This window comes from Desulfobacter hydrogenophilus (assembly GCF_004319545.1).
Classification (GTDB): Bacteria; Desulfobacterota; Desulfobacteria; order Desulfobacterales; family Desulfobacteraceae; genus Desulfobacter; species Desulfobacter hydrogenophilus.
The window spans coordinates 1636237-1658426 of sequence record NZ_CP036313.1 but is presented as its reverse complement, the minus strand read 5'-3'; the positions used below and the strand labels follow the sequence as shown (position 1 = coordinate 1658426).

Annotated in this window: 19 protein-coding genes; 13 read left to right on the top strand and 6 right to left on the bottom strand. The window is 52.9% G+C overall.

Annotated features, from left to right (window positions below; all coding sequences use genetic code 11):
- Positions 1-32: 32 nt before the first annotated feature.
- Genes EYB58_RS07100 through EYB58_RS07060 form a run of 9 tightly spaced genes read left to right on the top strand, consistent with a single transcriptional unit; the run spans position 33 to position 10109 of the window.
- Positions 33-2543 (top strand): pyridine nucleotide-disulfide oxidoreductase/dicluster-binding protein, encoded by a 2511-nt coding sequence (locus EYB58_RS07100; RefSeq protein WP_111953716.1) that lies wholly within the window; start codon positions 33-35, stop codon positions 2541-2543.
- Positions 2530-3234, top strand: coding sequence for a DVU_1556 family methyltransferase (trsM, locus tag EYB58_RS07095; protein ID WP_163354280.1), 705 nt, complete (start codon positions 2530-2532; stop codon positions 3232-3234). The genes EYB58_RS07100 and trsM overlap by 14 nt, the downstream gene beginning before the upstream one ends.
- Before the next feature lie 2 nt (positions 3235-3236).
- Entirely contained in the window at positions 3237-3656 is a 420-nt protein-coding gene (locus tag EYB58_RS07090; protein WP_111953720.1) for a DVU_1555 family C-GCAxxG-C-C protein, read from the top strand.
- A complete protein-coding gene (trsS, locus tag EYB58_RS07085) occupies positions 3646-5001 on the top strand; it encodes a radical SAM (seleno)protein TrsS (protein ID WP_111953884.1) in 1356 nt (451 codons plus the stop codon). Before EYB58_RS07090 ends, trsS begins: the two co-directional genes overlap by 11 nt.
- A complete protein-coding gene (locus tag EYB58_RS07080) occupies positions 4998-6314 on the top strand; it encodes a DVU_1553 family AMP-dependent CoA ligase (RefSeq protein WP_111953722.1) in 1317 nt (438 codons plus the stop codon). The genes trsS and EYB58_RS07080 overlap by 4 nt, the downstream gene beginning before the upstream one ends.
- Before the next feature lie 9 nt (positions 6315-6323).
- Entirely contained in the window at positions 6324-7364 is a 1041-nt protein-coding gene (locus tag EYB58_RS07075) for a molybdopterin-binding protein (protein WP_111953724.1), read from the top strand.
- A 27-nt stretch (positions 7365-7391) separates the two neighbouring features.
- Positions 7392-8444 (top strand): XdhC family aldehyde oxidoreductase maturation factor, encoded by a 1053-nt coding sequence (locus EYB58_RS07070; RefSeq protein WP_111953726.1) that lies wholly within the window; start codon positions 7392-7394, stop codon positions 8442-8444.
- Positions 8444-9538: a DVU_1551 family NTP transferase gene (locus tag EYB58_RS07065; RefSeq protein WP_111953728.1), complete on the top strand. Its 1095-nt coding sequence runs from the start codon at positions 8444-8446 to the stop codon at positions 9536-9538. The genes EYB58_RS07070 and EYB58_RS07065 overlap by 1 nt, the downstream gene beginning before the upstream one ends.
- Positions 9465-10109 (top strand): histidine phosphatase family protein, encoded by a 645-nt coding sequence (locus EYB58_RS07060; protein WP_242637585.1) that lies wholly within the window; start codon positions 9465-9467, stop codon positions 10107-10109. Before EYB58_RS07065 ends, EYB58_RS07060 begins: the two co-directional genes overlap by 74 nt.
- Before the next feature lie 17 nt (positions 10110-10126).
- Here the strand turns inward: EYB58_RS07060 and EYB58_RS07055 are convergent, their stop codons facing one another.
- Positions 10127-11269 (bottom strand): DUF3541 domain-containing protein, encoded by a 1143-nt coding sequence (locus EYB58_RS07055; protein ID WP_111953886.1) that lies wholly within the window; start codon positions 11267-11269, stop codon positions 10127-10129.
- 661 nt (positions 11270-11930) lie between these two features.
- Between EYB58_RS07055 and EYB58_RS07045 the strand changes: the two genes are divergently transcribed.
- The 4 genes from EYB58_RS07045 to EYB58_RS07030 all read left to right on the top strand — a co-directional run bounded on the left by EYB58_RS07045 (position 11931) and on the right by EYB58_RS07030 (position 16434).
- Positions 11931-13112 carry a multidrug effflux MFS transporter gene (locus EYB58_RS07045; RefSeq protein WP_111953888.1) on the top strand — a complete coding sequence of 394 codons (1182 nt, stop codon included), beginning with the start codon at positions 11931-11933 and terminating at the stop codon, positions 13110-13112.
- A gap of 86 nt (positions 13113-13198) precedes the next feature.
- Positions 13199-13405 carry a hypothetical protein gene (locus EYB58_RS07040; RefSeq protein WP_111953732.1) on the top strand — a complete coding sequence of 69 codons (207 nt, stop codon included), beginning with the start codon at positions 13199-13201 and terminating at the stop codon, positions 13403-13405.
- Positions 13406-13498: 93 nt separating this feature from the next.
- Positions 13499-15361 carry a bifunctional acetyl-CoA hydrolase/transferase family protein/GNAT family N-acetyltransferase gene (locus tag EYB58_RS07035; protein ID WP_111953734.1) on the top strand — a complete coding sequence of 621 codons (1863 nt, stop codon included), beginning with the start codon at positions 13499-13501 and terminating at the stop codon, positions 15359-15361.
- A 125-nt stretch (positions 15362-15486) separates the two neighbouring features.
- Positions 15487-16434 carry a hypothetical protein gene (locus EYB58_RS07030; RefSeq protein ID WP_242637584.1) on the top strand — a complete coding sequence of 316 codons (948 nt, stop codon included), beginning with the start codon at positions 15487-15489 and terminating at the stop codon, positions 16432-16434.
- Between the two features lie 269 nt (positions 16435-16703).
- On the opposite strand, the gene EYB58_RS07025 is transcribed toward EYB58_RS07030, so the two are convergent.
- The 5 genes from EYB58_RS07025 to EYB58_RS07005 form a co-directional block, all read right to left on the bottom strand.
- Positions 16704-18050, bottom strand: coding sequence for an acyl-CoA dehydrogenase family protein (locus EYB58_RS07025; protein WP_111953738.1), 1347 nt, complete (start codon positions 18048-18050; stop codon positions 16704-16706).
- 5 nt (positions 18051-18055) lie between these two features.
- On the bottom strand, positions 18056-18832 hold the full coding sequence (locus EYB58_RS07020; protein WP_111953740.1) for a YiiX/YebB-like N1pC/P60 family cysteine hydrolase: 777 nt from the start codon (positions 18830-18832) through the stop codon (positions 18056-18058).
- A 214-nt stretch (positions 18833-19046) separates the two neighbouring features.
- Positions 19047-20036, bottom strand: a complete 990-nt coding sequence (locus EYB58_RS07015; protein ID WP_111953742.1) for a D-alanine--D-alanine ligase family protein — start codon at positions 20034-20036, stop codon at positions 19047-19049.
- Positions 20037-20051: 15 nt separating this feature from the next.
- On the bottom strand, positions 20052-20951 hold the full coding sequence (locus tag EYB58_RS07010) for an aspartate/glutamate racemase family protein (RefSeq protein WP_111953744.1): 900 nt from the start codon (positions 20949-20951) through the stop codon (positions 20052-20054).
- Positions 20944-22188, bottom strand: a complete 1245-nt coding sequence (locus tag EYB58_RS07005; RefSeq protein WP_111953746.1) for a CapA family protein — start codon at positions 22186-22188, stop codon at positions 20944-20946. Before EYB58_RS07005 ends, EYB58_RS07010 begins: the two co-directional genes overlap by 8 nt.
- Between the last annotated feature and the right edge of the window lie 2 nt (positions 22189-22190).

The window sequence follows — 22190 nt, the reverse complement described above, 5'->3', positions numbered from 1 at the left end:
TGCCGGGGCTTACCCCGGCAGTTTAATAAATTATGGAAAAATCCGAACTTATTGCATTTGAAGCAAAGTGCATCCAGGAAGAACCGGCATTCTGCACGGCGGCATGCCCCTTTCATGTGGATGTAAAATCCTTCATGGCCCGGATGGTAAAGAAAGAAACGGACAAGGCCTTTAAAATTCTGGAAAAGACCCTGCCCCTGCCGGAAATCATCACCCGGATCTGCGACCATCCCTGTGAATCGGCCTGTATCCGACAACGTCTGGATGCCTCCCTTTCCATCGGCCAGATGGAGCGGGCCTGCGCCAGCAACCGGCGCCGGCAGAAAAAATATTTTCCCCCGCCGGCAAAGAATACCCACATCGGTATCTGGGGCAGCGGTCTGTCCAGCCTCACAGCAGCATGGGACCTTGCCCTCAAAGGCTATCGGGTAAATGTATTTGAACAAGAGACGCTGGGTGGAGACCTTCATCGGCTGGACGGAAACGTTTTACCCGTTTCTATTATAGAGATGGAACTTACCCGCCTCAAGAAATTCGGTGTTACATTTACCCCCCAGACCGGGTATGACACATTTTTGGAAAATAAAGACCAGTTCCAGGCCGTATATATCGGTATGGATGCCCCGGGCGGTCCGCAAACAGTTCCTGTGGACGAATTTTCATTGCAATCGGTATCCGATTCGAAACTTTTTGCCGGTGGTTTTCCCTGGAACAAAGAAATGGTCACTTCCGAAACCTATCCCATTGCCTTTGCATTCCAGGGTAGAAAAGCCGCCACCTCCATGGACAGGATATTGTCCGGGGTATCACTGACTGCGGGCCGGGACAAGGAAGGGGTTATTCAAACAAAGCTGTCCACGGACATCAGCCGGGAGGCCATCCTTCCCAAAATCGAATTTAAAGGAGAAGCCGGATACGACCTTGAAAAGGCGGCACAAGAGGCCGGGCGTTGCATTCAATGCGACTGTTCCCGGTGTATCCGGGCCTGCAACACCTATCTTGAAAGTTTCAAGGGCCATCCCGGGAAATACGCCCGGGAAATTTACAACAATCTGGCCATTGTCATGGGGGAAAAAAAGGCCAACACCCTGATCAATTCCTGCAGCCTGTGCGGACAGTGCGAAACGGTCTGCCCCAATGACTTTTCCATGGCAGACCTGTGTCTCTCCGCCCGGCGGGAGATGGTGGCCGATGATAAAATGCCCCCATCGGCCCATGAATTCGCTCTTGGAGAAATGGCCCACGCCAATGGGGCGGCCTGCTTTTTCTCCATGCATGCGCCGGACACAGATACCTCTGAAGCCGTTTTCTTTCCGGGATGCCAGCTTACGGGCTCATCACCGGATCAGGTGAAAGCGGTATGGGCATGGCTGAGAAAGACCGTTGATAGTCACACCGGAATTATATCCGGCTGTTGCGGGGCGCCGGCTTTCTGGGCCGGCCGCCAGGCCCTGTTTGAAGAAACAGGCAACACACTTAAAACCTTGTGGGAATCCTGGGGAGCCCCCCGGATCATCACGGCCTGCACCTCCTGCTCCCAGATGCTGGAAAAGGTACTGCCCGGGGTCCGGATTTCATCCCTGTACAAGGAAATGGCCGGTAATCCTGCTCTCCCTGCACCGGATCAGGCCGCTGCCGGTTCTGTGGCCGTCAGCGATCCCTGTACGGCCCGCAAAGACGACGATACCCAGCAGGCCGTCAGGAACCTGATTCAATCCAGGGGCATCGCCATAACCGAGTTGGAAAATGCCGGGGAGCTGACAGAATGCTGCGGTTTTGGCGGCCTTGTATTCAATGCCAATCCTGACCTTGCCGGCAGCATCATCCAAAAACGAACGGAAGAAAGCCCTCTGGACTATATTGCTTATTGTGCCATGTGCCGGGACCGCCTGGCCCGGGCCGGGAAAAATACCCGCCATATTCTGGATCTATTCTGGCCGGAAACCGACCATCCGGAAAAACGGCAGGACCCTGGATTTTCAAGGCGGCGCAGAAACCTAGCCGGATTTAAACAGGAGATGACCGGGCATGGCGCTTCCCGGGACGGCATTCCCTTGACCCCGGCCGGGCAGAAAATTATTATTCATCAGGACACCCTGGCCCGGATTGAAGATGAATTCATTCTTGTCTCGGATATTGAAAAGGTTTTGGCCCATTACGAGTCCGATGCGGAGAAACAGTATTTTATAAACAGGGAAACGGAGACTGAAATCGCCTTTTTCCGGCCGGCTAATGTCTGCTTCTGGGTGGAATTCAAGGCCCGTGACAGGGCATATGAGATCCTGGATGCCTGGAGCCATCGAATGACCGTGATTCCGGCCCAGGAATTTAAAACAGGCGCTCCCATAGAAGATCTACGCCAGGGGCTGCAGTGCGGAAGCTGCCGCGCGCCCCTGGAAAGCGTTAAGAATCATGTGGGTTACCTGGATTCCCGGTTTGATGTGGACCTGCCCCAGTGCAAAAGCTGCGGGACCGTATTCATCTCTCCGGAACTGGCCCGGGGGAAGATGGCTGAAGTGGAAAAGATTCTTGAGGATAAATAATTTTCACACAGACTGCATAGAAACCCACCGGCCCGGCGGACTCATCCTGACCCGGGCGGCCCTGGACCATTGTACGCTGGCCCCGGGGGATCGGGTCCTGGATGCCGGATGCGGATGCGGGGCTACCTGCACCTTCTTGTGTGAAGACGCAGGGTTCAGGGTTTTTGGTATGGATGCCTCGGCGGAACGCATGGCCCGTGCAACGGCCGGCTCACAGGACTGGAACGGCATACGGGCAAAGCTGCCCCGCCTGCCCTTTGCACCCGCCGCCTTCAGGGGGATTTTCTGTGAATGCGTCCTCTCCCTGGTGCCGGATAAGCGGGACTGCCTATATACTTTTTTCGAGCTGCTCCAGCCGGGAGGCCATCTGGTGCTCACGGACCTGTATCTTCCCGGGGCACCCCCGGCAGCCCTCCAGCGCCCTGCCCTCACCTGCCTGGACGGGGCGCTGAATAAAACGGATTTAACCCGGATCATTGAACAGGCAGGATTTAAAATCCGAATATGGGAAGACCACACCCGGCTGTTAAAGCAAATGGCCTGTGAAATGGTATTTAAACACGGCAGTCTGGACAACTTCTGGAAAACACTGACCGGTGATATTTTTCATGACTGCCAGGGTACCCAATGCCGGGCCGGAAAACTCAAACCCGGATATTGCCTGATCGTTGCAGACAAGATGACAGCATAAAAATGGATAATATCGAAATATTAAAATTAAAAAGCAAAGGTTATTGCTGCAGTCAGATAATGGTGCAGCTGGTTCTGGATCTGGCAGACCTGGAAAACAGGGAACTGGTCAATTTTGCCCGGGGACTGTGCATGGGCTCGAAACTTGAGACAGGCACCTGCGGGATTCTCACCGCCGGACTCTGTATTCTGGCCATGTATGCGCCCCAAGAGCCGGATCTGAGGGCCTCCATGCAAAATGATTTCAAGGCGTTTTTCACCACAGCCGCTCCTAAGGGTATCCAATGTCGACAGATTGCAGGGGCGCATTATCCCAATCTCAACCCGGAAACCTGTCCGGCCCTTCTGGCCCAGGCCCACGAGGCCCTGATGAATATTCTCACCGAACATGAAATGGACCCGGCGGATCTTGATAATGAATAAGGGCCGTGACATCCTGCACCAGACCCAAAGCCTTTGTCCGGTCTGCCTGACACCCATTGAAGCCCGGCATGTGGTGGAAAATGACTCGATTTTCCTGGAAAAAACCTGCCCGGTCCACGGCCTGTTCAAGACCCGATTTTGGGAAGGTCGCCAAAACTATGAAAACTGGACCCGGCCCAAGCTGCCCATAAAACAGCGGTTCAACATGACCCCGGTGGATAAAGGCTGCCCCTTTGACTGCGGCCTTTGCCCGGAACACCGGCAGCACACCTGCACCGCCGTTCTTGAAATTACCCCAAATTGTAATTTTTCCTGCCGATTTTGTTTTGCCGAGTCTGGTCCTGGGAATGCGACAGACCCCTGTCTGGAAGAAATTACCGATCTTCTGGCAAAAGTCCACAAGGTCAGTCCTGATGCCAACCTTCAGATCTCCGGGGGAGAACCCACTATCCGACCGGACCTGTCCCTGATCATTTCCCGGGCCGTGGAAACCGGATTTAGATTTGTTCAGCTGAACACCAACGGCTTTCTCCTGGCCCGGGACCCGGACCTTGCCCCCCGGTTGAAAGATGCCGGGCTTGCCTCTGTTTTTCTTCAGTTCGACGGGGTGACGGATATCGTTTATAATGCCCTGCGGGGGCGCCCCCTCATTGAAGATAAGCAAAGGGCTGTTGCTGCCTGTGTTGAAAATGACATCGGCGTTATATTGGTGCCCACCCTGGTACCGGGCGTCAATATTGACCAGATCGGGCCCATTCTCCAATTCGGCCTGGACCATGCCCCGGGCATCCGGGGGGTCCATTTCCAGCCGGTCTCCTATTTCGGCCGCCATGGAGAGGCCCCCAAAGACGACCGCAGGATCACAATCCCGGAAGTGCTCAAAGAAATCGAGGTACAGACCCAAGGGCAGTTCAAGGCGGCGGCGTTCAGACCCTCGGCCTGTGAACATGCCTTGTGTTCGTTCAACGGTAAGTTCATCATCCGGGACAACGGTCGGCCCTCGGCCTTGACCGCCTTCAACACGGATTGCTGCACACCGGTGCAGGCGGAGCAGGGGTCCAAACAGGCCAGGGATTCCGTAGCCGAGCACTGGAAGGCGCCGCTGAAGGTCCCTGGCCCGTGGGCACCGGCCACAAATGAAGACGGCCTGGACAAATTCATCCGCCAGGCCCGGACCCGGATGTTCTCGGTATCGGGCATGGCCTTCCAGGATGCCTGGAACCTGGACCTTGAGCGGCTCAAAGGCTGCTGCATCCATAGCGTGGCCCCTGACGGCCGCCTTATCCCCTTCTGCGCCTACAACCTCACCCGGGCCGACGGTAAAGGATTGTATCGGAAGCCATGAACACTCCCTTTCTTGATACCTGGATGAACCGGACAATGGGGCTGCCGTCATCTCCAGCCGCCCAGCTTGAGGCCTTTGGCCGCCATCAGTTGGCGGCGTTGAATTGCACCATCACCCATGCCCGGGATCACAGCCGCTTTTACAGGGACGCCCTTTCCGATATTGCAGATATCCCACTTCTGGACCTTAAAGATATGGCTGCCCTGCCCTTTACCCGGCCGACGGATATCCGGGAAAATCCCAAAGCCTTTCTGGCGCTTTCCCAGGGGGAGATCTCCCGTATTGTCACCCTGAATACCTCGGGCACCACCGCTGCCCCCAAACGAATTTTTTTCACGGATGAAGATATTGGCCGCGTCGTGGATTTTTTCAAGGCCATACTCACGATCATCATGAACCCTGGGGAAACCGGTCTCATCTTCCTGCCTGGTGATACCCGGGCCAGCGCCGGAGACCTGATTAGAACCGCCATGGAAGCCGCCCAGGCCCGCCCTGTGGTTCCCGGTATTATCCGGGACTTCAGCCCGGCAGCCGACCTGGTCAGGGCAACCTGCCCGAGCCTGATTATCGGTATGCCCGTCCAGGTCCTGGCCCTGTGCGAATATATGAAATCCACGGGTACCCTGCCCAACATTCCCCATGTCATTCTCACGGCCGACCATGTGCCGGTGGCCCTGGTGGAGCGGGTGGAACACCTTCTGGACGCAAAAGTGCTGAATCATTACGGGATGACGGAAACGGGGTTCGGCGGGGCCATTCAGTGCCCGGCACGGGGGATGTTGCATATCAGGCACCCCGACCTGTTTTTTGAAATCGTCGATCCGGCCGGCAATCCTCTGCCACCGGGACAATGGGGGGAAATCGTCGTTACCACCCTGAACCGCAAGGGCATGCCCCTGGTCCGGTACCGGACCGGGGATGTCTCCCGGATTCTGGAGACCCCCTGTGCCTGCGGCAGCCCCTTTCCCCGGCTGGACCGGGTCAGGAACCGCCAGGCGGTGAAAGCCGAGACCGCCGGTCGCCACGATCTGACCATCGTTGACCTGGATGACCTCCTCTTTTCCCTGCCGGGCGTGGTGGACTTTACGGCCTGCATATATACAAAAATAAATTCCAGGCAAGCCATTCCAACCCTGGACATTGAACTCATGGGACTTGAGCCGCTGACACAACCGATTTATATTGACCCGGGCCCGTCACCTGGGTTAACAACTGCCCTTGAATCTGGTCGGCTGCGCATGGGCAGCATCGCTGTCCGTGCCTTTGATTTTAGTAACACCTATGTCACGAAACGACAGATCCAATTTAATTAAGGTAGAACATTGAAATACTATGAGAAAAACAAGGTAAAGGCCCTGCCCGTCAGGGACGCTGTGGGAAAAGTCCTGCTCCACGATATCACCCGGATCGTTCCGGATTTGTTTAAAGGCCCGTTATTCAGGAAGGGCCATATCATCACGGAAGCGGACGTGGATGCTTTGCTGGATATTGGCAAGGAGCATATCTATGTGGCCGGCCTGAAAAACGAGGTCCATGAAAATGAGGCGGCCCTGCGCATTGCGAAAGCCGCTCTTGGGCCCAATATCGATATTTCTGCCCCCAGGGAAGGCAAGGTGGGTTTTTCATCCCGGACCCACGGCCTGCTCAAAATAAATGTGGAGGGCCTGACACAGCTCAACTCGGTTCAGGATGTGATTTTCGCCTCCCTGCACACCAACCGCAGCGTGGAAGATGGACAGGAGATTGCCGGCACCCGGGTGGTCCCCCTAACCGTACCGGAAAAACAGGTGGGCGATGCTGAGAAAGTCTGTAAAGACTATTTTCCCATCATTGAGGTTAAACCCTTTGCTGCCCTGGACGTAGGCATGGTGGTCACCGGTTCCGAGGTCTTCCATGAACGGATAAGGGATAAGTTCGGCCCGGTGGTGGAAAAAAAATTCAATGACCTGGGCTCACGGATCATGGACAGGCGGGTGGTGCCTGACGATCTTGGGATGACCGTCTCCGCCATCCGGGACCTCATTGCCGACGGCGCACAGATGATTGCTGTGACCGGCGGTATGTCCGTGGATCCCGACGACCTGACCCCCGCCGCCATCCGGGCCGCCGGGGGAAAAATCATCACCTACGGAGCTCCGGTCCTGCCCGGGGCCATGTTCATGCTGGCCTATATCAACGACATTCCGGTCATTGGATTGCCCGGCTGTGTCATGTACCACCGGGCCTCCATCTTTGATCTGGTGGTGCCGCGGGTGCTGGCCGGGGAAACGGTTGAGAAAAAGGACATCATCATGATGGGCCACGGCGGATTTTGTTCCAACTGCAAAGATTGCAGGTATCCGGACTGCAGTTTCGGAAAATAGAGCCCCGGCCCCAAGGAGTAAATTGACATGACATCACTCATCCGGGAAAGCCTGGATCTTTTGAACAACGGCACACCGTTTGCCTTGGCCGTGATCATCGGCCACAAGGGCTCCACCCCCCGGACCTCGGGCAGCAAGATGCTGGTCCGGCGGGACAAACGCATATCCGGCACCATCGGCGGCGGACTGGTGGAAGCCAAGGTCATTGACGCATGTGTAGATTTGCTGGACCGGCCTAAGTCAGCAATCATGGATTTTAATCTGGACCAGGAAATAAAAGCGGGTATGGATATGGTCTGCGGGGGCAGTCTCACGGTCTGGCTCCGCAGCTTTGTGCCCCCCTATCCCCCGGAACAAATTCAGGTCTGGCAGAACCTGGCAGACCTGGAAGGCAAGGGGAAAAAGGCTTTGGTCGTCACCCGGATTACCGCGGACAAAATTGCAGAAACCAGCCTGGTGGCGGAACAGGGTGAAGTGGTTGGTCCGGGCATGCTGCCCAAGGCCCTCATGGATGCGGCCGGGGAAAACCGGTTTACAGGCCCGGGCCCGGTGCGGCAGTTTTATGGGCTGGACGAATTCATTATTGAGCCCCTGAGCCGGCCGGATACATTGTACATATTCGGGGCCGGCCATGTGGGGTTCCAGCTGGCAAAAATGGCCAATTTGACTGATTTTTCCTGCGTGGTCACCGATGACCGGGCTGAGTTCGCCAATGAAGCACGTTTCCCCCATGCCGGTGAGATCAGGGTGCTGGATGATTTTTCCACTGCATTTGACGGCTTGGACATTGACGGCAATGCCTATATCGTTATCCTCACCCGGGGCCATCTCCACGACCAGACGGTACTGGAACAGGCCCTGGAAACCGACGCCGCCTATATCGGCATGATCGGCAGCAAAAAGAAAAAGAAGCAGATTTACGGCAACCTGATGGAAAAAGGGGTGGCACCGGCCCGGCTGGAACAGATCTATTCCCCCATCGGCCTGAAAATCAAGGCCGAGACCCCGGCGGAGATCGCCGTGAGCATCATAGGGGAATTAATCAACGTAAGGGCGGAAAATAAGGGGAATCCCTCCTGATGACGGCCGCCCTCATCCCGGCGGCCGGTCTTTCTTCCCGCATGGGCCGGTACAAGCCGCTGCTGCCTTTGGGCCGGACCACCATGATTGGAAGCGTCATCGCTTTGTTCAAAACTGCGGGCATCAGGGAGATCATCGTTGTCACCGGCCACAACCATGACCGCCTGGCACCGGCCGTTGAAGCGGCAGGGGCCCGCCCCCTGTTTAACCCGGACTATGCCTCGGGCATGTTCTCCTCCATCCGCACCGGGGTGGCCGACCTGCCTTCGGGCATAACGGGGTTCTTTCTTTTGCCTGCCGACACCCCGGCCATCCGGCCCGCCACCATAGGCCTCATTCGTAGAAAATTCGAGGAGGACAAAGATGCCCTGATTGTACCGGCATTCAAAGGCGAAACCGGTCACCCGCCCCTGATCCCGGCCCGGCTGATCCCCGCCATAACCGGCGCTCATCCCGACACCAACCTGAGGCAGATCCTGTTTTCAGACCCAAGCCACATCATCCAACTGCCGGTCCACGACCGGGGCATCCTCATGGATGCCGACACCCCGGACGACTATGGCCGGGTAAAACAAAAATATGAGAAGCTGGAAATTCCCGATGAAACGGAATGCCGGTCTATCATCGACCGGGAACTGGCCGATGCCCCGGCAATCCGGGCCCACCTGGACCGGGTCTGTGACACTGCGCTGACACTTGCCCGGGACCTCCGTCCGTGGGGTTTTGATCTTGATATCAACCTCATCCGGGCAGGGGCGCTGCTCCATGACATTAAAAGAAAAAAAGCCCACCATGCCGAGGCTGGAAGCCGTTTTCTCCAACGCCTGGGATTCCCAAAGGCCGCAGACATCGTGGCTGCCCACATGGATCTCACCCCCGGCCCGGAACTGGATGAAACCCAGATTGTCTTTCTTGCGGATAAACTCTGCAGGGGAGACCGGCTGGATCTGGATTACCCAGGCCGGTTCCACGAAAAGGCAAGCCGGCTGCCCCATGCCAAAAAGGAAATTTACAAAAGACTTGAAACTGCTCAGCACATACATGCCCGGATCGAATCAGCTGCCGGCCGATCTCTCGGGGAAATTCTCGGATAAAGGCCCCTTGCTCTTCATCCTGCGCCACGGTCAGATCGAGGGGCACGGCACCCGCAGGTTCATCGGCTGCACCGACATTCCCCTGGACGACACAGGCCGGGAACAGGCCAGAAGGTGGCAGGTTCCCTTGGCCGCTATCCGTTTCAAACAGGTTTACACCTCGGCCTTAACCCGGTGCCGGGAAACAGCAGCCCTTGCCTACCCTGACAGCGCACCCATTATCGACCGCCGCCTCAACGAAATCAACCTGGGAGACTGGGACGGTCAGGACTTTGAGCACATCAAAACCAACTATCCGGATCTTTTTGAACAGCGGGGCCGGGATATTTACGGTTTCCGACCCCCGGCCGGAGAAAGCTTCAAAGACCTTTTCCAGCGGGCGTCTCTTTTTTTCAGTGAACTGTCCCTGTCATCGCATACCCTGTTGGTCACCCATGCCGGCGTAATCCGGGCCATGCGCTGCTTTTGGGCCGGTGAAAAAATGGAAACCCTTCTCTCCTTTAAAACCCATTACGGCCAGCTGTTTGTGCTGGCCGTTCGCAGTAACAATTATTTATTCTCTATACGATAAAAGAGTAACGAGATATTTTATTTAGCCACTAACCCATAAGGCAGATCAGAAAACATCTCAGGCTGGGTTGTAATGGTGGGCGCGGCATGCACGCCCTGCCAATCAAGCAGCATAATAGCCAGCACATTGCGGTGTTCACCGTCTTTTAAGTCTACTTCACCTGTCACCGACGGCAGCAGACCATGTTCACGATTGATAGACTGTTGAATCGCCTTTTGTGTTTTCACAACAACAGGATCATCATCCAAGCCCGCCAGCAGGAAGTTGATTCCGACCTCTACAATCACATCTTCTTTCGCCCGGGTGATAATGGTATCGATGTTGTGGCGATAATAGTCATATATCCACTGGAAATCCGACTCGTTAACAGGATGCTGGTAATAACCTGATGCTGCAAAGATAATATGGGTTAAACCATAAATTTTATTACCGAACTGCTGCGTTGAGAGTTGAGCGTCAAGACTGTCCGGGTAGGTTTTCCTGAATACGCTAATAAACTCATCGACAACATCCTGTTCACCCAGTTGACGCAGCCAGTACACCTGATTGGCCAGCTGCGCAGCCCAGGCTTTAATCATGGTGGCATCGCTGACGAACCTGCTAAAATCATAACGGCGGATAACCTGACGCAGTTTGGCATCTTCACGGTGTTTCAGACCATATTCATCTACCCGCGCCATTGAACCAAGCAATGAAACAGCAACGTAAAGATAATCCGGTATCTCTTTGGTCGCGGCATAACGTAATTGACTACGTTCGCCGGTTTCATCAACATAACCGGCAATAAGCTTGTTGGAATGAGCCTGAATTTGCTCAGGCGTATAAATTTCGCCGGCAGACTTATTCAGCTGACTGGCAACCCTTGCCATATCTGACCAGATCGTTGCCTGGTATTTGCTATCCAGTGACTGACGATACATTCTCAGCCCGTAATGGCCGGCTTTAACCGCCGTTAAAGTAAATAAAAATCTTTCATAGGTATCACGAATCAGTTGAGCATCCTGTTTAAAGTTGGTTGTGTTCTCTTTTAAAGAGCTGATTTTTTGCTCTTGATGAATAACCGCAGTTCCCTGTGTGAAAACTGTTGTTTCTTTACTGTAGGTCGCGGGCACCTGCAAGAAAGAAATTAGAAGTAACAGGCTTATTTTTAAAAATTTCATAGCGTTTCCCTTTGTTAACCGGCATAACGCCAGCAGATGGGGCTCTTTTTGAACCAATGTGGCTTTGTACCGGCCCTGAAAAATATGCCCTACCCTGTTATGCCTGCGGTTGAACGACTGTGTGTAAACTGCGTTGAGATGTCTCATACCGCGGGAACGTGTAGGATCAATGGTTTCGGATAAGAAGGTGGTAATGGTTGTTCATTAGGCATAACGCATGACATAACCAGTTATATTGTTGGCAAGTGTCATATAATATTTCCAGAAAACCGTCTTAGTCTTCCAGGAAGACACCGTTCCTGGGCGTTTCCGTGGTCAGTCATGTGATAAACCGCTTCAAGTTATTTAATCTGCGGTCCTAAGGAGGCAAGCCGTAATGTCGTTTCTGTATCATGATAGATCTTATTTTTCAAGACCAGACCTATTTCATGTTTGGGGCTCTTGATAATCCTTTTATCCTTTGTTATATTTTGCTTGACAAAAAATGCAGTTCCTATCCTTCGGGAACGCAGTCACGCCTTGGCGTGACGCCCTGTGAGCACTTGCGGTAACGAAGCTGTGTTGCCCTGGCTCGAAAAGATGACACTGAAAGCGGCCGGCAAAAATGCCTGCCGTTTTTCTATTTTTATAGTGAAATAAAAGGCTTATGAAAATCGTAAGAGTGATAAACCAAAATCGGTTCCTGCTGCTGCTGGCCCTGCTGTCGGCCTTTCCGCCCCTTTCCACCGACATGTACCTGCCGGCCATCCCTTTGCTCCAGAAAGCGTGGCACCAGCCCCTGGCCGTGGTCAATTTGACCCTGGTTGGTTTTTTTGTCAGCTATTGTGTGTCGCTTCTGTTTTACGGACCCTTGTCCGACCGGTACGGCCGACGGCCGCTGCTGCTGGCCGGTATCGGCCTGTTTATCGTCGCCAGTCTGCTCTGCGGGCTTTCCACCGGCATCGTTGGCTTGATCGTGTTCCGGGTGCTACAGGCCGCCGGGGCTGCCTCGGCCGCCACCCTGGCCTTGGCCATTACCAAGGATATCTTTAAGGGCCATGAACGGGCGAGGATCCTGGCCTATATGGGAGTAATAATGGCCCTGGCGCCAATGCTGGCACCCGTGTTCGGCGGATGGGTGTTGACCTGGTTTTCCTGGCGATGGGTCTTCGTGATCCAGGCGGTGATAGCGGCCATTGGCTGGATCGGGGTATTGCGCATGCCCGAAACCCTGAAAACCCCGTCAGCAAACAGCGTCCGGGAGACGGCCGGGATCTATTTTGAACTGCTCGCCAACCGGCGGTACCTCGGTTTTGCCCTGATGATGTCTATCATTGTTGTGCCTCATTTTGCCTTTATCGGTGGCTCGGCCGATATCTACATCACCCGGTTCGGGTTGTCCGAGCAGGTCTTTGGTTATTTTTTCGCCCTGAACGCCATGGCCATCATGGCCGGCTCCTTCGCCTGCATGCGGTTGCTGGGCCTGCTGGGATCGCAAAAACTGCTCACCATGGGGTTTGCCGGAATCCTGGCCGGCGGTGCGGCAATGCTCACCCGGTGGCTGCCCGGCCCCTGGGGTCTTGCCCTGCCCATGGTGGTGATCTCCTTTTCCTTCGGTCTGAGTCGCCCGCCCAGCAACAACTTGGTACTGGAACAGGTGGACCGGCACGCTGGTGCTGCCTCTTCACTGCTGATTTTCATCTACTTCCTGCTGGGTGCGATTGCCATGTGGTTCATTGCCCTGGACTGGGCGGACAAAATCCGTATCATCGGCCTGCTCGCCACCATCAGTGGCGGCGCCATGCTGGTTCTCTGGCTCCTGTTTGCCAAAAGGGCCAAAAGTCTCGGGAATAGAGGCAGTTGACCGCTTGGTTGCTGAATGGATTTTGGGATCATTTTTTCGGGTTAGGTCTTAAAATATTATTTCTCAAGCCTTGATCCCTATTTTTCATGCGATGGTGGGCAACGAGTGCGTTTGCCCACCCTACCTGGCTGTCCCTGTCATCGCATACCCGGTTGGTCACCCATGCCGGCATAATCCGTCCCGTGCACTGCTTTTGGGCCGATGAAAAAATGGAAAACCTTGTTACCTTTAAAACCCATGACGCACAGCTGTTTGTGCTGGCCGCAAACGCAACAAAAACCCCGGGAGGGTGAATCTGCATTGAGCAATGGCCAAAGCCTGTCTTGATTACACCCCATTTAGCTGATAAAATAGATATCTATGCATTTCATTACAGGGAGTAATTTATGTCCGAGAAAAATTTGAGCAACTGGGAGCGAAGTCTTGTACCCCCGGATAAAGTTTTAAATCATATCCGGCCGGGAATGACCGTTTTCATCGGCACAGGGCCGGCTACGCCAAGAAGACTGATCCGCACATTGCTTGATGTGGACAAACACAATATCAGGGACCTTGAGTTGATGCAGCTGGCTGTGTTGGGGGAAACCATTTTATCCATCGACCGTCTTCATGCCCCTAATTACCGGTTGAAAACATTTTTTTCAGGGGGATATGTGGCCTGGGATACCATTTCCAGCGGTCAGGTGGATCTTATCCCGGCATATACCTCGGAGATTCCGAAAATCATCAGGTCCGGCAGAATCAATGTGGATGTGGCTTTTATTCAGATCACCCCGCCCAATGATGCCGGGTATTGCAGCTTGGGCCTTGCCGTGGATGTGGCAAGGGAAGCCATGTCCAAGGCAAGTCTTGTGGTGGGTGAGGTGAATGAGGCAATGCCCTTTACCTATGGGGATACCTTTGTTTCCATAGAAGAATTCGATCTTCTGGTGCGCTCGGATCGGGAGCCGCTCACCTATACGCCTGAACCGGTTAACGATGTGATGAAAAAGGTGGCTGCCAATGTGGCCAATGAAATCCGGGACGGAGATTGCATCAACTACTCCCTTGGTCCCTTGTTCGAAGCGCTGGTGCCTTTTTTGTCGGATAAAAAAGACCTGGGCATCCATTCCCTTTATTTTACGGATGCAGCCGCAGAGCTTGTCAATTCCGGGGCCGTCACCAATAGCCGCAAATCTCCGTTCCGGGGGAAGTCTTTGGCATCCTATGCCCTTGGCACCAAGAAACTGATGACATGGCTGCATAAAAATCCGCTGGTGGAATTTCAGGGTATTGACTGGGTGTGTAACCCCCAACTCATTGCCAGCAACCCCCAGTTTGTTGCCATATATGAAGGCCGCAAGGCCGATCTCCAGGGCAGGGTGAGCTTCCCTTTGACAGGCGCCGTGATTTCGGGCCCCGGCGAAGGTATTGATTTTTACAAGGCCGCAGAAGCCTCCAAGGACGGCAACACCATCATCGGTATGCCCAGCCGCAATGAAAAAGGTGAGTCCAATATCCTGTTCAGTATAGAGAAACATGTCAACCAGTTGCGGTTGCGCGAATCCATTCATGTGCTGGCCACGGAATACGGGGTGGCCTTGCTCAAATGGCGTCCTTTGCGGGAACGGGCCCAGGCCATCATTGATGTGGCCCATCCCGACGACCGAGAGGATTTGATTAAAATGGCCCGGGAAAAAAAGATCCTCTATTCCAACCAAATTTTTGTCAGCCGTTCCGCCCATCTGTATCCAGCATATGTTGCCCATACCAAAACCTTCAAGGGTGATAAAACCATGCGGTTTCGGGCCATGAAGCCCTCGTATGAAGAATCCATGCGCCGTTTTTTCTACCGCTGCTCCACTGAAACGGTATTTTACCGCTTCTTTTATTCCGTAAAAACCATGGGGCACGATAAAATGCAGGCCTATGTTAATGTGGACTATACCAAAGAGTTCTCCGTGGTGGGCTTTGGTGGAAAAAAAGGCGACAACCGGATTGTTGCCGAGGCGCGGCTGGTTGAAAATGATGACGGCAAAGCCGCAGAAGTGGCTTTTCTGGTAGACGAGAATTACCAGGGTTCGGGCGTGGGGTCCTATTTGATGTCGCTGTTGGTCGAGGAGGGGAAAAAACGCATGCTTGAAGAGCTCTATGCCGAGGTTCTGCCCGAGAACCAACCCATGATCAAGGTGTTTGAGAAATCAGGCCTGCCTTTGAAATCAAAACTTGACGGCGGGGTCTACCATGTTACCCTCTCCCTGAAGGGTTGATTCCAAAACCGGTTTGCCGAACTGTTCCAATATTTATTCATAAAAATTTTAGGTTTTTACGATTGCGGCCGATACCTTTAACCAGGAAAAGAAAAATTCGTAAAAACTGTTAAATCGGGAGAATAATGATGAACAGCGTATCTCAAGCCAACCCCAATGCCTACGGCCTGCACAACCGGGCCGCAGCGTCAAACACCAATACCGCTTCAAGTTCAAGCGAACTTTCTGTTGCTTCTTATTCAAGCCTTGATGCGGGACTGACCATCCAGACCCGGGAAGGGGATGTGGTTTCCCTGTCCACCAACCAGTATTCCGACCTTGAAGCCTATGAATACAGCAGCCGGGGCGTGGTCAGCAATGAAGACGGCTATGCCGCAGCCTCGTACAATGTTCGGGAGATTACCTTAACTACCGGAGAGACCTTTTCGTTTACGGTGGAAGGGGACTTGAACGAAGAAGAACTTGAGGATATTGAATCCATTATAAGCGGTGTGGACAACATTATCGGCGAGATGATGGAAGGAGATTTGCAAGATGCTGTTTCCCAGGCCATGCGCATGGGATATTACGACTCAATATCTTCCTATGAAGCCGATATTACAGTGACGTCTGGATACGCCATGTACAGCGAAGAGCAGGCCGCCACCACTGGTACCCTGGGACGGGAACTGGCCGCAGGGTATCTTGAGGATTCTGATGATGCGGGTAACGATACCGATGACGGCGCCGCCACACGTACGATCGGTAATCTGGGAACCTCTTTGATGGATCAACTGGCTGAGCTTCTGGAAAAACAGCAGGAAGACGCCCTGGCCCGGGCACGTGAACCCTTAAGCGGCCTGTTTGATCATTATCTGGAAACCCAGAAGGCCCAGGAGGCGAATGAGGCAAGTGAGGCACAGGCCAATGAAGAGGCTCCCCTGGTGGATGAAAATCAGACGGATAAAGGACGAGCGGACAAATCTAAACCCTCCTTTTCCGACCTTCTTGAAATGGCAGCCCAGGCTGTTGACCGGACCATTGCGGACATGGTGAAAAACGCCTTTGATCATTCTTTGAAATCTTTTATTTAGGTTTCGCTGCTCGGAATCATTCAGGCCAGGCTCTCTTTATACGTTAGGACCACAGATTAAATAACTTGAACGAAATAGCTTGCCTTTTGGCCCATCTACTTCGTTGCATCAAAGGCCCAATAGGCCTGTTAGTCAACCGTTAATGCGCCTTGCAGCTGAACCAAAATTCGGCGTTATTTCTGCCTCGCTAATAGGGGACTGACCCCGTTTTTATCAATTTTTTGTCCTCGGCCTGCCAGCTTTATCCGGAAAAGCACGCCTAGCCAACATTATGCTGATTCCCCTATTTTTTTGAATGCCTTGCCTGGAAAAAAACAATAGGGGCACACTTCCGGAGGATCATTTTCATAGTGGGTATGGCCGCAGATCCGGCACCGCCATATCTTTCCTTTTTCCCCGCCAGCAGAAGGGCCCTCACAAAGATTTTCCTCATGATATACGGGAATATCCTCAAGAGATGGCATCACGGGTTTATACCCGCCCATGATATAACCGGCAACCACCATTCTCTGGATCTCACTAGTGCCTTCATAAATCCTCAGAAGCCGAACATCCCGGTATAATTTTTCCAGAGGAAACATCTTGGTGTATCCGTATCCGCCAAGGATTTGAAGGGCCTCGTCAACCACCTCGATACAAGCTTCTGTCGCATAAAATTTTGATATGGATGCATTGAGGGTCGGGTCCATACCCTTGTCAGATTCCCAGGCCGCTTTCAAAACAAGGAGTCGTGAAGTTTCAATTTTTTGATACATGTCAGCCAGTTTAAACTGGATGGCTTGGTTGTTGCCGATTTTCTGGCCAAAGGCCTGGCGTTTTTTCGCGTAATCCATGGCATATTCAAAGGCTGACCGTGCAGCCCCGATGGCAAATGCCCCAATCACCGGCCGCGTACTGTTAAAGGTGTTCATGGCAAGCAGGAAGCCTTCCCCGGGAGGCGCCAGTACATATTTTTTGGGGACTCTGACGTTGTTAAAATGAACCCCCACCGTATTGGAACATCGTTGCCCCATTTTTGGAATAGGTTGCCCCACTTCAACACCCGGCCATTTTCGATCAATAAAAAAGGCACAGATCCCTTCATGTTTTGTATCTGGATTAATGGTTGCAAAAATACTGTAATAATCTGCAATTCCCCCATTGGTTACCCAGTATTTAGTGCCGTTGAGAATATAGTCGTTCCCATCGGGTTTAGCCATGCACCGGATCGCTGAGACATCTGATCCAAGGGTGGGCTCAGATGTTGCAAAACTGATCAGTTTAAATTCCTTTGCAAACCGGGGTAGATATTCTTTCTTTAATGCTTCATTTGAAGACAGAATGAGGGGTTTCATTCCCAGAGAATTGTCAAAAATGGAGGTGGCGATTCCAGGGCAGGCCGCGGAGATTTCCTCTGATATAACACAACCCTCAATGATGCCGAAACCCTTACCACCATAAGCCACCGGAATATCACTGTGGGACAGCCCCTGTGTAAAGGCCCCTTTGAGAATATGTACCGGAGTTTCATCTTTAATATCATAATGCCAGGCCTCAGGCAGTACATGATCAATGGCAAACGATCTTGCTTTTTTCTGCAGTTCAATCTGTGCTTTGGTTGGATTAAAGTTTAGCATAATAATTACCTTTCCTCCTGTTGGGATTCAGTTGACCAGTTCATCTGATAGGGGTTGAATCCCTTGTAAATAGTTGGCTTTATAATTTCGAAATATGGAGAGGCATCAAAATCCCTGGGCACAAAAAGACTGTGATGCTTTATACGAAGTATTTCCCAATAGCATTGTCTGTATGCTCTGCTGTCAGAACTTTCCAACAGTCTTTCCGGAAGAATCGGATACCGGACAGATTGAAACGCCTGTGCGATCATGGAAGAACAGATGGTCTTGGTGGGATCCCCGCTCCCCAGAGCCAGAAGTCTTCGTTTCAAGTGATCGGGAACCGGAGGGGACGAGATCAGATACCGGACCAGATCCAGGATATTTTTAATATCATAGGTATCTCCAACTTGAGCAAGGGCATAATCAATCACTGCAGTGATATCCTTGTCAGTAAGCCCCACAGGCCTGCATATTCGAGTATGTACGTTAGAATACCTGGACAGAGGAACCGTCCTAACCCCCTCATTGATATCTGCTTCCACCAGAATTGGTTCGCTCATGGTGCTGTTTTCGATCTTAAGCCTATTCCCAACGTAAAGTGCGGCATGGGACCAGGTGGATTGTGTCAGATACTTTATGGCCGAACTGATCCGGCTATTCCCTTCAATGAGAAGGATATCCCCTTTTTTTAAGGCAGATGCCAAGTCTTCGGGTTTAGTGGTGGCAACATGGATGTCTTTTCTTATGGACCGGGACAGATATTCTGCTAATCGTTTGGCTATGGTATTTAAAATAGTCATTTTTATTTTTTATACTTGATGATCCTGTTTTTCGTCAAATCGAATAAACATAAGGGGGTAAATGCCATGTTTTGGAATTAATTTTTCCACGATGATTCAATAATGTATTGATATTATAAGATTTTAAAATCATGTCACAAAAACCGCTACCATCAATAAAGACAATTATCTCAAAGCATGCCTACCCGGTGTTCCCGAAAAGATTGTCTGGTAATCAAGCAATGCCGTACCGGGCCAGGGCTGAGCTGACAATCTGGTCGATCAGGGCGCGGTAATCTTCCATTTTGCCTTTTTCTGATGCATGGTGCAAGGTGTAAAGCTGGGGGCTCCAGCTCTTAACAGGTTTAAGGCCCGGGATACCGTTTACCTCAATGATTTTTACATTTCCCTGGCTGTCCAGGCGCATATCGGCCCGGACATGGTCCAGGCAGTTCAAGGCTTTCATGGCTCTGGCCGTGACATCTATGGCTTTTTCGGACAATTCCCCGGCCGGCTGGATTTCGGTGGCACCCACACCGCGCAGATCCGCGCCTAGGATGGGGTATTTGCCAAGAAGTTTGGGATCTACTGTGACCATGCCGGGTAAAAATTTTTGGTACGCGCCGTTACCCAGCATCAGCACCGTATATTCCCGGCCCGGCAGGTATTCTTCCACCAGGGCGGGCTGATCATAATTTTCATGGATAAAACCCACCTGGGCTTTAAGTTCTTCGGGGGTGCTTACCACACTGTTGTCGCTAATTCCCACGGACCGGCTCTCGAAACTGGGTTTGACAAAGGCCGGGAATGCCATATCCGGCAGGGCTTGGCCCTGTTCAATCTGGTAATGGTAGGGCACGGGGACACCTGCCTTGCCCAGGATGTTGTGGGTGGCGGTTTTATGAATCAACGCCTTCATGGTGGACGCATCCGGGCCGATATAGGCAATCCGGCGCTTGTCCAGTATGTCGGCCACCCAGTCGTCACCGTGGTCCCCCATGCCGATGTTGGCTTCGTTTTCCGTCACATGGTACAGCGCACTCCAGGCAAGATCGAATTTGCGGGTATCCAGTGCCTGGATTAATCCAGCCATGTTTGATACGAATGCGATTTCTGCAGATTTGCCTGACCCCTTGATGGCCGTTGCAATCTCCTGGGTTACGGCCATGTTGCCCCATCCCTGGGCATCACCGCCAGGACCGGTAATCAGTAAAATACGACTCATGTTTTTACCAAATCCTTAAATGTCTGCGCTGAACAGTTGCCTGTCCAACCGATAGTTTTTCAGGGCGTCGACCACATCCGGTGAAACCTCAGACAGCAGGCGGTCATAGGCCTCAATTCCGGCGGGTTCCCATGAGACCTTGGAGACAATATCTATGGACATCTGCGGTGATCCCCCGTCAAGAATGTCTTGGCAGGCCGCCTCGGTCATGGCTTCGTTAGGGTTTAAAATTTTTATTTTTCTGTCGATATGGCGGGCCAACGCATTTTTAAAAATATTTTTACAATAGCCAAAATGGGTGCAGCACAACCCGGCATACACCGTGGACCCGACATTTTTCAGATTGTGGGCTGCCTGGGCGGCAAATTCATCAATCAAGGTTTTGACCTCGTCACTGAACGGTGCCCGCTCAATTTTACCTGCAAGGGCCAGGCATCCCTGGGTAATGATACGTTCCAGGGCAATCCCTTGTTCAACCAACGCTGTTTTATGGCTGTTTTCATTGATGGTGATCGGGGTGGCAAAAATTACGGCAGAGGCTGAAACATCCCGGGTCAGCGCATTATGGATCATCTGAATCCCGTGATCCACGATGCCGGTGACAGGAATAGTCGTCTTTTTTGCAAACCGGGTAAACGGATAAATCACGGACAGGGTGTTGCAGGCAATGTAGATGTGATCGGGGGTGTATTTGGCCATGGCCGCCAGGGCATTGTCAAACACCTTGGCCCGATCCGCCGGCGTCGGATAGTGTCTGTACCCCTTGTCCTGTTCGGGCCAGGCATTGAAGTACACCAACTGAATGCGGTCATAACGTGCATCATTGGCAAACCTTGCCGCCATGCCTGCACACACGCTAAGTCCGCCAAGCCCCGAGTCGGTTACCAGCAGGGTCATCTGTTTTTTATCACTCATTTTCAACCTGCCTTGTCAGCCATTCCCGGGCCAGGTCTTGGGCCCAGGCCGGACTTTGCCCCATCTTATCCTGCACCACACGGGAGAACAGGTCTTTCCAGTGGTGAAAATGCTGGGCCGTGGTTAACCGGTTTCTGAACATGGCCGCCCCCTTGCCCGGGGTGTCATCCAGCTTGTTTAAAATCATGTTGACTTCCTTTTTGAGTCCGGCCACCCCGTAATAATCCAAAAACCCCTGCCAGGCCTGTCTACTGCCTTCGGGGGTGGACAACGGTTCGCTGATCTGTCTGAGCCGTTTGAAAAAATAATCCCGGTCCGGCTCTGCAAGCATCTGCACGCCCCGGTCATGAATCCGGTAGGGTTCAATGTCCAACCCGGCAAGCCCTTTTTTGTTGATATGCAGGCGCACCATATAGCCCAGTTTTCGCCAGAAAAACGTTGTGGGCTGGTAAAAAACAAAATTTCCCAGGCTACAGCAGACCGGCGTTTTCCCATGGAAGAAAAGCCCCTGGGGCACATGGGGGTGATGACCGATAACAGCATCGGCACCGGCATGGGCCAATTGCCTGAAAGCGTTTGTTACGTATTCCGGTGCAAAGGGAATGTATTCCAGGCCACAATGGACCACGGCGATCACGGCATGAAGTGTCTGAGTCGTATCTTTTTTTAGATCTTTGATGCGGACACAGACCCCTTCTATGTCCCATCCGGCCACGCCCGGTCCGGGTCCGGCGGCTGTCAGATCTTCACCTTCGCTGATGTTGATAATGGCAATCCGAACCCCTTTGGCTTCCATAATCAGGGGCGCTTCAGCCTCCGCTTTGGTCATGCCGGCACCTGTACACGCGATGCCGTGACGGTCCAGAATCCCGACGGTCTGCCGAAAGGCCCCAATGCCAAAATCAAACATGTGGTTGTTCCCCAGGGTGACGGCGGAAAAAGGCACTGCGGTCAGCCCTTTTACATGGCAGGTCTTGCCTTTGAACACGGCCCCGCTTTTACACACTTCACTGCCGATATCACTTAACGGGGCTTCCAGGTTCACAACGGTTAGGTCGGCGTCTTGCAGTAGAAGCAGAACATCGCCGTATATGGATTGGGGATCGGATTCAATCAGCGGTGCAAAGGCCCGGATGGGCGCCCAGTCCCCGGCAATGATCAGGGTGGCGGCATCTGTTGAGTCGGCATCCCTGGACCAGGATCCGGTCTGAAAATTAAAGGGGTTTGTATCGGGCATGG

Coding starts and splice junctions, on each gene's coding strand:
- EYB58_RS07020 (WP_111953740.1), bottom strand. CDS start 18,832: ATGACTATTTTAAATACCATAGCCAAACGATTAGCAGAATATCTGTCC.
- EYB58_RS07005 (WP_111953746.1), bottom strand. CDS start 22,188: ATGCCCGATACAAACCCCTTTAATTTTCAGACCGGATCCTGGTCCAGG.
- EYB58_RS07035 (WP_111953734.1), top strand. CDS start 13,499: ATGTCCGAGAAAAATTTGAGCAACTGGGAGCGAAGTCTTGTACCCCCG.
- EYB58_RS07025 (WP_111953738.1), bottom strand. CDS start 18,050: ATGCTAAACTTTAATCCAACCAAAGCACAGATTGAACTGCAGAAAAAA.
- EYB58_RS07010 (WP_111953744.1), bottom strand. CDS start 20,951: ATGAGTGATAAAAAACAGATGACCCTGCTGGTAACCGACTCGGGGCTT.
- EYB58_RS07055 (WP_111953886.1), bottom strand. CDS start 11,269: ATGAAATTTTTAAAAATAAGCCTGTTACTTCTAATTTCTTTCTTGCAG.
- EYB58_RS07040 (WP_111953732.1), top strand. CDS start 13,199: ATGCGATGGTGGGCAACGAGTGCGTTTGCCCACCCTACCTGGCTGTCC.
- EYB58_RS07100 (WP_111953716.1), top strand. CDS start 33: ATGGAAAAATCCGAACTTATTGCATTTGAAGCAAAGTGCATCCAGGAA.
- EYB58_RS07030 (WP_242637584.1), top strand. CDS start 15,487: ATGATGAACAGCGTATCTCAAGCCAACCCCAATGCCTACGGCCTGCAC.
- EYB58_RS07065 (WP_111953728.1), top strand. CDS start 8,444: ATGACGGCCGCCCTCATCCCGGCGGCCGGTCTTTCTTCCCGCATGGGC.
- EYB58_RS07080 (WP_111953722.1), top strand. CDS start 4,998: ATGAACACTCCCTTTCTTGATACCTGGATGAACCGGACAATGGGGCTG.
- EYB58_RS07090 (WP_111953720.1), top strand. CDS start 3,237: ATGGATAATATCGAAATATTAAAATTAAAAAGCAAAGGTTATTGCTGC.
- EYB58_RS07070 (WP_111953726.1), top strand. CDS start 7,392: ATGACATCACTCATCCGGGAAAGCCTGGATCTTTTGAACAACGGCACA.
- EYB58_RS07015 (WP_111953742.1), bottom strand. CDS start 20,036: ATGAGTCGTATTTTACTGATTACCGGTCCTGGCGGTGATGCCCAGGGA.